General features: G+C 60.6%; 18 protein-coding genes. 8 read left to right on the forward strand and 10 right to left on the reverse strand.

The genetic code is table 11. From position 1 onward, the window contains the following. Positions 1–344 precede the first annotated feature (344 nt). A complete protein-coding gene (locus tag AC1DM5_RS04630; RefSeq protein WP_477821478.1) occupies positions 345–1,340 on the reverse strand; it encodes a sensor histidine kinase in 996 nt (331 codons plus the stop codon). Positions 1,341–1,533: 193 nt separating this feature from the next. Next, on the reverse strand, positions 1,534–2,328 hold the full coding sequence (locus AC1DM5_RS04635) for a response regulator (protein WP_113185377.1): 795 nt from the start codon (positions 2,326–2,328) through the stop codon (positions 1,534–1,536). Between the two features lie 274 nt (positions 2,329–2,602). Here AC1DM5_RS04635 and AC1DM5_RS04640 point away from each other — a divergent pair, with 274 nt between their 5' ends. Further along, a complete protein-coding gene (locus AC1DM5_RS04640; protein ID WP_007815242.1) occupies positions 2,603–2,809 on the forward strand; it encodes a NepR family anti-sigma factor in 207 nt (68 codons plus the stop codon). Between the two features lie 10 nt (positions 2,810–2,819). Beyond that, a complete protein-coding gene (locus AC1DM5_RS04645; protein WP_007815244.1) occupies positions 2,820–3,374 on the forward strand; it encodes an RNA polymerase sigma factor in 555 nt (184 codons plus the stop codon). A gap of 229 nt (positions 3,375–3,603) precedes the next feature. Here the strand turns inward: AC1DM5_RS04645 and AC1DM5_RS04650 are convergent, their stop codons facing one another. From AC1DM5_RS04650 to hemP, 7 genes are all read right to left on the reverse strand, one after another. Next, entirely contained in the window at positions 3,604–4,005 is a 402-nt protein-coding gene (locus tag AC1DM5_RS04650; RefSeq protein WP_477821429.1) for a hypothetical protein, read from the reverse strand. 8 nt (positions 4,006–4,013) lie between these two features. After that, the gene (locus AC1DM5_RS04655; protein ID WP_477821428.1) at positions 4,014–4,358 is read right to left on the reverse strand and encodes an ElaB/YgaM/YqjD family protein; all 345 of its coding nucleotides are present in this window, start codon (positions 4,356–4,358) and stop codon (positions 4,014–4,016) included. Between the two features lie 134 nt (positions 4,359–4,492). Next, positions 4,493–5,287, reverse strand: coding sequence for a heme ABC transporter ATP-binding protein (locus tag AC1DM5_RS04660; RefSeq protein ID WP_477821427.1), 795 nt, complete (start codon positions 5,285–5,287; stop codon positions 4,493–4,495). A 10-nt stretch (positions 5,288–5,297) separates the two neighbouring features. Then, the gene (locus AC1DM5_RS04665) at positions 5,298–6,407 is read right to left on the reverse strand and encodes a FecCD family ABC transporter permease (RefSeq protein WP_477821426.1); all 1,110 of its coding nucleotides are present in this window, start codon (positions 6,405–6,407) and stop codon (positions 5,298–5,300) included. 2 nt (positions 6,408–6,409) lie between these two features. Beyond that, entirely contained in the window at positions 6,410–7,342 is a 933-nt protein-coding gene (locus AC1DM5_RS04670) for a heme/hemin ABC transporter substrate-binding protein (RefSeq protein WP_477974677.1), read from the reverse strand. A gap of 11 nt (positions 7,343–7,353) precedes the next feature. Beyond that, a complete protein-coding gene (locus AC1DM5_RS04675; RefSeq protein ID WP_477821424.1) occupies positions 7,354–8,403 on the reverse strand; it encodes a hemin-degrading factor in 1,050 nt (349 codons plus the stop codon). 22 nt (positions 8,404–8,425) lie between these two features. Continuing rightward, entirely contained in the window at positions 8,426–8,611 is a 186-nt protein-coding gene (gene hemP, locus AC1DM5_RS04680) for a hemin uptake protein HemP (RefSeq protein ID WP_477821423.1), read from the reverse strand. A 180-nt stretch (positions 8,612–8,791) separates the two neighbouring features. Here hemP and AC1DM5_RS04685 point away from each other — a divergent pair, with 180 nt between their 5' ends. The 6 genes from AC1DM5_RS04685 (at position 8,792) to AC1DM5_RS04710 (ending at position 12,130) form a co-directional block, all read left to right on the forward strand. After that, the gene (locus tag AC1DM5_RS04685; RefSeq protein WP_477821477.1) at positions 8,792–9,220 is read left to right on the forward strand and encodes a hypothetical protein; all 429 of its coding nucleotides are present in this window, start codon (positions 8,792–8,794) and stop codon (positions 9,218–9,220) included. A 55-nt stretch (positions 9,221–9,275) separates the two neighbouring features. Beyond that, positions 9,276–10,652: an energy transducer TonB gene (locus AC1DM5_RS04690; protein WP_477974679.1), complete on the forward strand. Its 1,377-nt coding sequence runs from the start codon at positions 9,276–9,278 to the stop codon at positions 10,650–10,652. Between the two features lie 108 nt (positions 10,653–10,760). After that, positions 10,761–11,168, forward strand: a complete 408-nt coding sequence (locus tag AC1DM5_RS04695; RefSeq protein ID WP_477821421.1) for a DUF2325 domain-containing protein — start codon at positions 10,761–10,763, stop codon at positions 11,166–11,168. Further along, on the forward strand, positions 11,165–11,437 hold the full coding sequence (locus AC1DM5_RS04700) for a hypothetical protein (RefSeq protein ID WP_477821420.1): 273 nt from the start codon (positions 11,165–11,167) through the stop codon (positions 11,435–11,437). Before AC1DM5_RS04695 ends, AC1DM5_RS04700 begins: the two co-directional genes overlap by 4 nt. 10 nt (positions 11,438–11,447) lie before the next feature. Beyond that, positions 11,448–11,762: a heme-degrading protein HmuQ gene (gene hmuQ, locus AC1DM5_RS04705; protein WP_113321676.1), complete on the forward strand. Its 315-nt coding sequence runs from the start codon at positions 11,448–11,450 to the stop codon at positions 11,760–11,762. After that, the gene (locus AC1DM5_RS04710; RefSeq protein ID WP_477821419.1) at positions 11,759–12,130 is read left to right on the forward strand and encodes a bleomycin resistance protein; all 372 of its coding nucleotides are present in this window, start codon (positions 11,759–11,761) and stop codon (positions 12,128–12,130) included. Before hmuQ ends, AC1DM5_RS04710 begins: the two co-directional genes overlap by 4 nt. Positions 12,131–12,415: 285 nt before the next feature. Here AC1DM5_RS04710 and AC1DM5_RS04715 read toward each other — a convergent pair whose 3' ends face one another. Continuing rightward, the gene (locus tag AC1DM5_RS04715; RefSeq protein ID WP_477821418.1) at positions 12,416–12,787 is read right to left on the reverse strand and encodes a DUF423 domain-containing protein; all 372 of its coding nucleotides are present in this window, start codon (positions 12,785–12,787) and stop codon (positions 12,416–12,418) included. Position 12,788: the final 1 nt, after the last annotated feature.

The following is a 12,788-nucleotide window of genomic DNA, read 5'->3' on the forward strand; positions in this document are numbered from 1 at the left end:
TGATTTTGTTTGTCATGATAATTCTTTAGGCAGGCTCTGCCTTCCGATTGGATGGATCTGAGTGGCAACCCAGTTCGGGTGTCCGAGAAAAAATTGACAAAAGGCCAAATTTTTTCCGAACCGGGGGAACCAAAGTTAATGAGCGTAGTTAATGCGATATCCGGATGATGACCGCATCGACCCAACATGCGCGCCCCCAACCCATCATTCGGACGAACTCACGGTCCCCTCCCGGTGAGTGGAGACAGCCGGTGCGCCGCCCTCGCACCGGCTGTTTTTCCGTCTAGGCCCCAACAATTTCAGCAGGCAGGCAATTCCGGCAAAACGTGCAGCGGTAAAACGTCTCAAGTGCGTTTCAGTATTTCGAATTCCGTTTCCGGAACGGTCAGGTGATATTCAATGCGGCCGGGTACCAGCGTCAGTTCGGCCTTGCCGTTGACGGAGGAGGGCACGACACGCTCCAGCACCGTGCGGCCGAAGCTGTTTTCGCTGAATTCGTGCACATCGGCACTGTTTGGAAGCACTTCCACCCAGGCGAGTTCGATTGCCCGGCGGCCGGTGATCTTAGCCTCCCGGCAGTTCAGCGTGACCGACGTTGCCCCGTTGGCGATTGCGCCATAGGAGGCGGAATTAACGATCAGTTCGTGTAGCGCCAGGCCGACATGCACGGCGGCGTTCGGCGTCAGGTGGGCGTTGATGCCAAAGATYGGCATGGAGCCKGCGGTTTCCGGCCAGTAGGGGGCGAACTGTTTTCCGGCGAGTTCGAACAGGAAGGCGCCGCGCCAGCTGGAATCGGTGATCAGATCCTGCGAGTTGGAGAGCGACTGAAGACGGCCGCGGAACTTCATCAGGAAAGCATCGAGAGAAATGGTATTGCGTGCGGTCTGCGTGGCGATACCCTGGATGATGGCAAGCAGGTTCTTGGAGCGGTGGGAAAGCTCGCGCAGCAGCGATTTCAGCACCTTTTCGCGATGCCGGCTTTCGGTAATCTCCGAGATGACAGAGAGCAGGCCGTAATTGCCGCGCGCGCCGGTGCGTTGAACGTTCAGTTCGAATGTCCTGACTTCGCCGTCGATTGCAACATCGACCTCGGCATTGCTGGAGGCGCCGGTCTCAAGCACCACCTGCTTCATCGCGGCAAGGGATTTGCCGTGTGCTTCGCCAAACAGTGAGCCGTCATCACCACCGGCGACAAAACGCTTCTGGAAATAGGGGAGAAGATTTTCGGCATAGATTATGGCAAGGCCCGCATCCTGATACAGGATCGAGATAGCGGCGCTGGCGAGCGCGCGCTCCATGATGGCCGCCTTGCCTTCGATGGTGAAAGGCGTTCCGGACAATGGTCCAGTCGTATTCACTCGGCCGCCTTTCCTCAGTCCCTTCGAACATACGGAAGGATGTTACCCCTCCCGACAAAACTGCCGGTCATTCTAAAAGCAAGCGCTGCAAAAACCGTTAAAGCCGCCAATACGCTCCGGCAGAGCCGGAACGCATTGTTGCCGGAATGGTTCCGGCGCGGCTGAAATTCATGTTTCAGGCCGCCACACGGGTCGTTTCATTGAAGAAAAGAGCCTGGCTGATCAGGGCCTTGACCATGTCGGGGTTGAAAGGCTTGGTCACGAGGAAGGTGGGCTCCGGCCGCTCCCCGGTCAGCAATCTCTCGGGGAAGGCGGTGATGAAGATGACGGGCACGCTCGATGTCTTCAGGATATCGTTCACGGCATCGATGCCCGAGCTGCCGTCGGCAAGCTGGATATCGGCCAGCACCATGCTTGGTTTGGTCTTGTTGTAGAGCGCGACGGCTTCAGTATGGGTGCGGGCGATGCCGGTAACGCGGTGGCCGAGGCTTTCGACCATCTGCTCGATATCCATGGCGATCAGCGGTTCGTCCTCGATGATCATGATATCGGTGGCCACCTGGCGCGAGATCTCGTGCGAAGCCTTGTCGAGGAGCTCCATGGTCTCATCATCGCTGATTTCGAGAATGTCGGCGATCTCGGAGACCCGGAAATTCTCGACGGAGGCGAGCAGGAAAGCCTGCCGGGCGAGGGGCGAAACCTTCGAGAGGTTCAGCGTGGCGCGCTGCTCCCAGGCATAGGGAGAGGATGGTTCAGGAATCTCGACCGCAGTGGAACCAAACAGTTGCGTGAACAGTTTGTAGAGTGCAACGCGGTCATTCGCGGTATCCGGGAATATGGAGAGATCGGCGATGATCGCTTCCAGGACGGCGGCGACGTAAGCATCGCCAGAAGTCTGAGTGCCGGTAAGCGCGCGGGAATAGCGACGCAGATAAGGAAGGTGCGGCGCAATTCGAGTGGAAAGTGTCATTAAAAACTCCCGTCTACAGGCCATGAATAGCTGCAATGATCTAAAAACGCGGTCTTGATAAAAAAGTTCCTGATGTAAGGAACTTTTTTTGCAACGCCGCATTATCCTAGCCGACAAATGAAGGGCGTCACGTTTTGACCCATGTGAGCGGAATGGATCTATTGCATCAAGGGTTTGAAAGAACCGGCTTGATCGATTGGATATACGTTCCATTTAGCTTTCACAGCAGACTTTGCCTTTCATCCCGAGACAACAGGCAAGAAGTGATCAGTTGATGACGACAGCAAAGACAGAAGCACCGGACGAGCGCCAGCTGGAACTGCGGGCGAGCGATATACTGGATCCGAACAATCAGATCGGCGTCAGGCTGCGGTCGCTCTATGCCGCCGCGCAGGAGGAAGCTATTCCCGACCGCTTTCTCGACCTGCTGGAAAAGCTCGACCAGGCCGAATTGATGGCTTCCGCGAAGATGGCCGAATAGGAATACCCGCATGGAAAAAGCGCAACCGAGCTTCAAGCGCGAACTCCTGGCGGCCCTGCCGAGCCTTCGCGCTTTCGCCATATCCCTGATCGGCCGGCACGATCGCGCCGACGACCTGGTTCAGGACACCATCATGAAGGCCTGGGCCAAGCAGGACCATTTCGAGATGGGCACCAACATGAAGGCCTGGCTCTTCACGATCCTGCGCAACGAGCTTTACAGCCAGATGCGCAAGAGCGGCCGTGAGGTGCAGGATAGCGATGGTTTGTTTACCGAATCCATGGCGACGCATCCGTCCCAATACGGCGCACTCGACCTGCAGGACTTCAAGAAGGCGCTGGACCAGCTGCCGCCCGACCAGCGCGAGGCGATCATTCTCGTCGGTGCATCGGGCTTCTCTTACGAGGAAGCGGCGGAAATCTGCGGCTGCGCTGTCGGTACCATCAAGAGCCGTGTAAACCGCGCGCGCCAGCGTCTGCAGGATCTCCTGCAAATATCAGGCGAGGCGGATTTCGGCCCGGATGCCACGTCGGCGCCGCTGACGTCGAAGGCCTTTGCCTTCTGATCAACTTGTTTCCGTGGGAGGAAGGAAGGCCGGCTGCCCTCACGGGCGCCGGCTTTTTATTTGGCGTCCGGGGGTGCACCCGCCTGCCTGAGCGGGTCGCCGAAAACCGGGCCACCGCAGCGTCGGTGCGATCACTCGCTCGAATGCAGTATGCCGCGCCAACGGATTTGGACGCGGCATATATGTGCGACAAAGCACTGTCGGGAAAGTGAAGAGGCGCTGCGGAACGTCAGTCGTCCCGCTTCGAACCCACGAGATTGGCGGCGACAAGAGCGGCCACTATGCCCGCGGTTAATAGCGGCTGGGAGCGGACAAGACCGATGCCGGCGGTTGCCAGGGATTCCAGTGCGGCGCGACGTTCGCGGGCGCGGCGGGCTTCCTGGCGATTCATGATTGCCATGACGACAAAGACGATGATCGCGATCAGCAATGCGCAGGCCGCCAGGAAAAGCGAAGCGCCGATCGGCCCATAGATGCCTGCCAGCCAGATCGCTCCTGCGGTCACGGCAAGCGCATAGGCGGTCAGCAAAAAAAGCAACGCAACGGCGACGAAGATGCCGTTGCGCTTGGTGCGTTCCACCGTGCGGTGAACGCTCGTGCCTACGAGCAGGCTCAGGATCGGGAAGAGCATCGAGCCTCCTAGCGGCGGGCGAGCATGGCGATAAGCAGGCCGAAGGCGGCAGCGGCGCCGACCGTTGCCAGTGGGTGGCGGCGGACCGTATTGCGCACTTCGCTTGCGCCGCGCAGGTAACTCTGCTGCAGCTCGTTCAGCAGATCCTCGCTGCGGCCGAGGATGTCCTCGTAGCCTGCGGATGCCTGCGAGCGCAGTTTCTCGCCCTGACGGCGCGAGGTCTTGCCGAGAACATGCGTCAGTTCGGCGAGCTCTTCGCGCAGGGCTTCGATCTGATCTTCAACACTGGCTTCGAGATTGTGGAGCGCGCCGTTGCGGCGGCTGCGGCTGGACTGGAAGAGGGAATAGGCCATGACTGTCTCCATAGCTGGGCGCGGACAAGCACCGCCCGGTTTCACACAGGGTCAGCGCCATCAATGGCACGGAAGAGAGCGCCCGGCTTTGACCCAAATCATTGCGGACAACGCATTTGGGCTGGAAAGGTTCCTCAGTTGGCGGGAAGCGCGCTGTGCGCAAGCACGAAGGGCGTACCGTCGACTGGCACCTGATTGACGCGCAACGGGCAGCCGAAGACGGATTGCATGGTTTCGTCCGTCAGTACCTCACGCACATTGCCAGCGGCTGCCAGCCGGCCGGATTTCATCAATACGATCCTGTCGGCGAAGAGAGCCGTCAGGTTGAGATCGTGCATGACAGCGATCACCCCGCCGCCGCGTTCGCAGAAATTACGCGCCAGCGTCATGATCGTCAGCTGATGGCTGATGTCGAGACTGGAGACCGGCTCATCCAGCAGCAGCCAGCAGGGTTTGCCATCAACGACCGGTTCGGCGATCTGGCAGAGCACGCGGGCAAGCTGAACGCGCTGCTGCTCGCCGCCCGAGAGTTCCTGATAGAAGCGACCTTCAAAGCCAGTGAGATCGACGGCGGCAAGCGCTTTTGCAGCTGTCTCCTCGGCCTGATCGGGGTGAAGGTTGAGGCCTGATGTCAGGCCCATGCGGACGATTTCCCGCACGGTGAAGGGAAAGGAGATGCTGCTTGCCTGTGGCAGCACCCCGCGGGTGGAGGCAAGCTGCCAGGGCTTCAGTGTGTGCACTTCTTCGCCGTTGAGGCGCACGGAACCTTCATAGGCAAGCTCGCCGGAGACGGCTTTCATCGTCGTCGTCTTGCCGGAGCCGTTGGGACCGGCAATGGCGGTCAGTTCGCCCGCCTTCGCAGTGAAGGCGACGTCGCGCACGATGGTCTTGCCGGAGAGGCGCACGCTGACGCCGGAAACTTCGATCATCGAAACAAACTCAAAGGGCGAGGCGCGAGCGCTGCCGCAACAGGATCCAGAGGAAGAAGGGGCCGCCGACGGCCGCCGTGATGATGCCGATCGGCAGTTCGGCCGGTGCTACGATGGTGCGGGCGAGCACGTCGGCAAAGATCAGCAGCGAACCGCCGAGCAGGGCGGAGGCCGGCAGGAGGAAGCGGTGGTCCGGGCCGATCACCATGCGCAAGATATGCGGCACGACGATGCCGACGAAGCCGATGCCGCCGCTGACGGCGACGGAAGCGCCGGTTGCGGCCGCAACGGTGACGATGGCAATATTCTTCAGCCGCTGGACCGGCACGCCCATGTGAAAAGCGGCAGCCTCGCCGAGTGTGATGGCGTTCAGGCCACGCGCCATGAAGGGCAGGGCGACGAAGGACAGGAGGATGATGGGACCGGCTGCAGCGATCTTGATCCAGGTGGCGCCGGCAAGCGAGCCCATGCCCCAGAAGGTGAGGTCGCGCAGCTGCTGGTCATTCGCCATATAGATCAGCACGCCCGTCAGCGCGCCAGCCAATGCACCAAGCGCGATGCCGGCAAGCAGCATGGTGGCGACGGAGGTCTGGCCGTTGCTGGTGGCGACCCGGTAGAGCAGCAGCGTGGTGGCGAGACCGCCGCCGAAGGCTGCAAGCGGCAGGGCATAGATGCCGAGTGCCAGGTAGAGGGGTGCTGCGATTGTGCCGCCGAGCACGATCATCACGACAGCGCCGAGGCCGGCGCCCGAGGAGACGCCGACGAGGCCGGGATCGGCGAGCGGGTTGCGGAACAGGCCCTGCATGACGGCGCCGGAGACGGCGAGCGATCCGCCGATCAGGAAGCCGAGGATGGCACGGGGCAGGCGGATATCGAAGATGATGATCCGGTCGCGGGCGCTGAGCGCCGTTTGCGACCCCGCCATGTTTCTGACGACATCAAGAATGGAAGCGTCAGACGCCCCCGTCGTGATGGAGAAGAGCAGGGCGAAGACGGAAGCCACGATAAGGAAGGCGATGCCGAGCAGGGCGAGCTCGGTTCTGTCGCCCGCCTGCCGGTGTCTGCGGAATGCCGCCGAAAAGGATCGCCTGTTTTCCATCATGGCTTCCGAAACGGCCATCGTCAGCCTCCGTAGATCGCCGCGTTGAGTTCGCGAACCGCACTTGCCGTGCGCGGACCGAAGCCCAGGAGATGCAGGCCATCCATGCGGATGATCGCCTTCTTTTCGCCGGCTGGCGTGAGCGCGATCGACGGCTGTGCGAGCAGATCCTCGTTCTTGGTGCCTGCGCCGTCGCCACGATTCATCATCAGGATCACATCGGGCTTGGCGCTGATGATAGCCTCATCGGTGAGCGGCTTGTAACCCGGAAATTCGTCGACCGCATTGATGGCGCCGGCGAGCTTGATGACACCGTCCGCGGCGGTGCCGGTGCCTGACGCCATGATGCGGCCGTTCTGGGCGCTGAGGATGAAGAGAACGCGTTTGCGCTCGGCCTCGGGGCGCTTTTCAGCATCGGTGACGGCGGCATCGATGTCGGCGCCGACCTTTTCTTCAAGCGCCTTCGCCTTGTCCGGCACGTTCAGCAATGTGCCGACGCGATCAATCTTGGCGATGATACCGTCGCGCGTATAGGCATTCGGAACGGTTTCGAAGGGCACGCTGGCATTCTTTAGGACGTTCAGCGCTTCCTGCGGGCCAGAGCCTTCGACGGCGATGATCGCCGTCGGGTTCATGGCGAGAATGCCTTCCGGCGAAAGGGCGCGCATGTAGCCGACATCAGGCAGCTTCAGGGCTGCTTCGGGAAACATGCTTGTGGTATCGCGGGCGATCAGCCTGTTTTCTTCGCCGAGGGCGTAGATGATCTCGGTGACGTCGCCGCCGACCGAAACCAGCCGCGAGGTATCGAGCTTCTTTTCCTCAGCTTGCGCGGCGCGGACGAAAGCATAGCTCTCGCCCGCCGGTGCTGCCGGGATCAGCGGCAGAGCCATGACAGCGGCCGTCAGGGCCAGTTCCCAGGGGCGGATCCGGCGCAGGAGGTTTCTAGGCATCTTCATCGTTGCGATCCTTATGCGGCGACGCTTGTTGCCCGCGGCAGGTTTTCCATGATGTCACGCCATTCGGCATTCTCGTCGGAGCCTTCCTTCCGCTTGCCGAAGAACTGGATGATCATGTTGCCATCAGCATCATAGGCTTCGAGCGAGGTAACGTGGCCGTCCTTGGTCGGTTTGCGCACGGCCCAGGTCTCGGCAATGTGGTCCTGGCGCAGATGCAGGTGGAAGGTTTCGTCGAGGATGTTGATCCATGGACCCATCGGCTGGACGTTGAAGATCGGGCCGGAATGGATCTGCACGATGCCGTTATTGGCGACGAAGCACATGATCGGCAGGGCTGATTTGACGGAGGCATGCATCATCTCTGCCGTCGCCGTATTGTCGAGCTTCCAGGCATAGTCGTCGCCGACGGTGCGCACGGCGGCCTGGCGGCCGATCTTCAGGCGCTTCAGCATGCCGAAGAATTCATGCGTGTCGGTCATCTTGCTCCAGTTGTCGCGCAGCTCTTCGCGGCTGACATCGCCGTCTTCGTCAACATCCGGGGAAGCCTCCGCTTCGACGAGTTCTTGGCCCTGGTCATCGAGCTTCAGCTCGCCGACAATGCGATGGTAGGCCTCGACATTGGATGCCGGGCGCAGGTGGATCTTGTGGACGGCGTTGCCCGTCTTGTCGAAATACTGGAGGCTGAGGCGCTCCGTGTCGCCGTCCTTCTTGGTGACGGCAAAGGCGTGGACCCAGCGGCTTGGAAAGACGCGCAGATCGATGTTTTCGCCGAGCACGATGGCGTTGTGCTCGCCGACCTTGATGTTTTCGTAGACACCGATCTTCTCGTGTACGGCGCTTTCGTTGCGCGACAGGGCCATGACTTCACCGAGATCGGCGACACGTTCGAGCAGCTTGACGGCGCTGGCATCGATTCTGATAGCGCTGATGCCGACTTCGGCTGCGACGAGGGCCGCCTCGGAGATCTTCAGCTGCGCGGCGATATCGCGCTCGCGCATCTTCGGATTTTCAGCGCGGAATGCGCGGATTTCGGATGGTGCCGGTCTGGTCTGCTCGGTCATGTTCTACCCTGCTGTTATGAGCTTACTTGTTGAGAATGAGTTTGCCCTGACGGGTGATCTTCAGGCGGTAGATCACGCCATCGTGCCGAATCATGATCTCGTTTGAGCCGGCAAAAAGATCGCCGCTTTCGAGAACGCGGATCTCGGCCACCGCAGGTCCGTTCCGCGGCGGTGCGAGCTTAAAACTATCTGGCTTTTCAACCATCATTTCGGTTGGCTTATTCCGCGATTGCGGGGGTGAAGGCCCCGGTTCCGGTTACAATTAACTTGACTCTCATACTCATAGTTTTTTAAAGACGCAATAATTGAAGACAAAAGCAGTCAAGTTTTTGATCCTGCTGTTTTGAAGCCGCTGGACGGCGGTCAATTTGCTTATGGAGAGGCGATGATGACGGGTCGGTTTGCTGCGTTTGTGGCAAGTGTTCTGCTTTCGGTGTCGGGCGTCGCACAGGTCTATGCGCAGGATGCGGCCGCCGCCAAGCTTGATGTCGAGCTTAATGCGCTGGCACCTTCGCAGAAGGGCTGCATGATGACCTTCGTTGCCGAGAACAATCTCCAGACGCCGATCAACAAGATCTCGTTCGAACTCGCTTTCTTCAACGACAAGAATGCCGTCGACCGTATCACCGTGCTCGATTTCCGCGATCTGCCGCAGGGCAAGAAGCGCGTGCGCCAGTTCGATATGCCTGGTGTCAAGTGCGAGACGGTCACACGCATCCTCATCAACGACACGCCTGTCTGTGACGGGCCGGCCGCCGGCGAATGCATGAAGGGTCTCGTGACCCGTTCGCAGATAACAGTTCCTTTCGAAGGCTAAGACGAAAGCCGGGATGAAGCCCGGCGCGCATGTTTCAGGCTGTCCGAGGCGTAAAATGGCTATTTCAGCGAAGTCCAGATCGAGACACGTGCTCATCGAGGAGGCGAGCGCTGGCGAGAGCCTGAACGATAACAATCCCGGCATGCATCCCGGCCACGAACTGGCCGACCTGCACAATGCGCAGCGTCAGCCGGCCGGCGAGCAGGTCATCCACTATGCGCGTTTTGCGCAGATCTCCTCTTTCCCCGATCATCCGGAAGCAGCATCAGCCTCTTCCGTCACCCCGCCGCCGATGGATGCGGCAGTGGAAAAGCAGGAAGACGAGAAGGCACCGGTACGGCGCCGGCTGACGGTCACCTGCATCTGCTCGCTGATCTTTCATGCGGCACTGGCGGTCGTGCTGATCGTTGCCTTTCCGAAGGCGCCTGAGGAGGCGATTGAAGAAGCCGGCCAGGCGATGAGCGTCGTCATGTATGGCGATTCCGACGTCGATCAGACGGCAGCCGGCGAGACCGAGACGACCATCCAGCAGGAAATCATTCCGGAAGAGGTGCAGCCCGACACGATCCAGCCGACGGAGACGGCGGAGGTTCAGCCGGAAGCCGTGCAGCCGACCGGGGTCGCGCCTGTCGAGACGCAGGATCCCATCCAGCAGGCGCCGGCGCCGGAAGTGACGCGTGTTTCGCCTGAGACGGCTGCGGCTGTCGAGCCCGAGATTCTGGTGTCCGAAGTGCCGGCTGAAGAGTCTGTCGCGCAACCGATGTCGACGGTCGTTCCCGAACAGCAGCAGATGCAGGTCGATACGGTCCGGCCTGAGGTGCAGCCATCCGAAGTACAGCCGACTGCGGTCCAGCCGACCGAAGTGCAGCCTGCAGAGACTCAGCCGGAAGTCGCGGAGACGCCGCAAGAGGTCAAGCCCGTCGAAACCGCCGAAGTACAGCCGGAGCCGGAGCAGCCCGAGGAGGTTGTCACGCCGACGCCGAAGCCCAAAGCGGAAACGCAGGAAAAGCCTAAGCCGGTCGAGAAGAAGCGTCCGCCGCAGAAGGCGGCAGGCAGGGAAGGCGAGCAGCAACAGAATTCTCAGCGCGGCGTTGCTGAAGGCGATCCGTCAGCCCAGTCCGACCGTAATTCGCAAGCTGCCAGCAACAATAACGGGGTCGGCACAGCCGCTCGCGCCAATTACGGAGGAAAGGTTCGCGCCCGTATCCGGCGTGCGCTTCGCGAGCCTCGCGGCGTTGATGGGACGGCGGGAGTGACGTTGACCATCGGCGGTAGCGGTAATCTTGTCTCTGCCGTCATTTACAGAAGTTCGGGCGTTCCGGAGATCGATCAGGCGGCTACCGAGGCTGTGCGGCGCGCATCGCCTTTCAGCCCGCCGCCGGGAGGGCAGTCCGTGAGTTTCAAGCAGGAAATTCAAGTCGGCAGAAATTAAATATGATAAAAATAATCAACTTTATACTTTACTCTAAAAATCAAGTTTAATAAGGTCCGTTCGCACACGCAGGAATCGTGTGACGATCAACGAGCGAACGGGTGGTAAATGGCTCGAAAGGCGAAGAAGGGGGCGAACCGGGACATCCGTGTTCAGGCCGATCAGGAGACGAAAGAGATCTCCTCGGGCCGCTCCAAGCTGGATGGCCGCAGTTTCCTCTATGTCGGCGGTCGTGATTGCCAGGTGGCGCATCTTCGCCAGATCGCCAGCAATTTCGGCGCCGAGCTCATCCACCATGATGGCGGTCTTCGCGAGGCCGTTTCGCGCATCGATACATTGCTTCCCTCGGTCGACTGCGTGTTCTGCCCCATCGACTGTATCAGCCACGATGCCTGCCTGCGTGTGAAGACCGGCTGCAAGAAGTTCAGCAAGGCCTTCATTCCGCTGCGCAATGGCAGCAAGTCCAGCCTGGAACGTGCGCTGCAGACGATGAACGAACGAGACAATTCCCGATGAATGAAGAACGCCCTGACGGGTTTACGATGATCGGCCTGCATAAGCTCGCCGCTCACGGTGGCGACGGCCTGGTGCCGGAGCTTTACGAGGTTTTCCTGGAAAATGCCGCGCGCCAGCGCAGCTATCCCAATGTGGTGCTGTTTCCCGCCTGGGAGGCGCGCATGCCCGGTGAAGCGGCTGCAAACTCCATTGGCGCGGACGCTGTTGATGGCAATAATATCGTCGCCTTTCCGCGTTATGCGGAGCGGGCGAGCAAGAAAAAGGCGTGAGGAGTTTTTGATGTATATCGCGATGAACCGCTTCAAGGTGGCCGCCGGCGCCGAGGGTGATTTCGAGACTGTCTGGCGCAATCGCGATTCCAGCCTTTCCGAAGTTCCTGGCTTCGTCGAGTTTCGGCTGCTGCGCGGCAAGGCCAATGCGGAGGAGGGTTATACGCTGTTTTCCTCCCACACGCTCTGGCGCAGCGAAGAGGATTTTCTGAACTGGACGAAGTCGGAGAATTTCCGCGCTGCGCATCGCAATGCAGGCGACAACAAGGGCCTGTATAAGGGCCCACCGGTGTTCGAAGGCTTCAACGTCGTTGACGGCATATGAGCGGCGATCCCGATCGTATCGAGGTTCTGCCGGTCCTGCCGTCGCTCGACATCTCCGAGACGCTTTCCTTTTATCGCGATCAGCTCGGCTTTGCCGAAACCGTCTACGAGACCAGCGATTATCTGATCGTCAGACGCGGCGAGATGGAGCTGCATTTCTGGCTGACGGATGATCGAAGCCTGCCGGAAAAGACATCCGTCTACCTGCGCGGCGGCGGCGTTGCCGCCCTTCATGCGGAATACCGTACGAAGGGCGTTCCACGCCTGTCGGATATGGAGGTGCGGCCGTGGAACATGGAGGAATTCTATATCCATGATCCGCACGGCAATCTCCTGCGCTTCGGCCGTATACCGCAGCCGGTGAGCTGAGATTTCGTACGGAAGAAGGCACTTGGCGAAAAGCACTCCGGAACCCTGCGGGAGGCAGGGACGCGCTAGGGTGCCGTTTTTCCCTTCTCCCCRGCGGGGAGAAGGTGGCCCGAAGGGTCGGATGAGGGGGCTCCGAATGCCGACGGATGATGGTGTTGGGCGGGCGGCGACGGTTGCTCTATGCGATAGCCGATGCCATTTGGATTGTGGTGTGGTTAGCCTTGTGCCCGGGGCCCCCTCATCCGCCCTTTGGGCACCTTCTCCCCGCCGGGGAGAAGGGGGCGCCTATGCCCGGACCCGAAAGAATGCACTTGCCGAAACCGTAAGCCACCCCAGCATCATCGCCCAGCCGCCCGTGGGCGCGGCATAGGGGAAGAGGCCGGAGCCGGTGAATCGCAGGGTGACGAGATCGCCCGCAAAGAGCAAAGTCCCCACGATCATCAGCAAACCGGCCAGCCAGGCGGTTTTGATTTTGCCGGCACCCAGCGCCAGTGCCAGCAGGGCGGGGGCGTGGGCGAGACACATGGCAGAGGCCGAGGCGGCCAGATGCGCGTCACCACCGCCATGGGCGGCAAGGGCGGCCAGCGCTACGCCTGCGAGGCCGAACAGGCCGGCAAAGAGATAGAGCACCGGTTCCAGACTGGCGTTCAGGCTCATG

This window comes from Rhizobium sp. 01T437, from assembly GCF_056398505.1.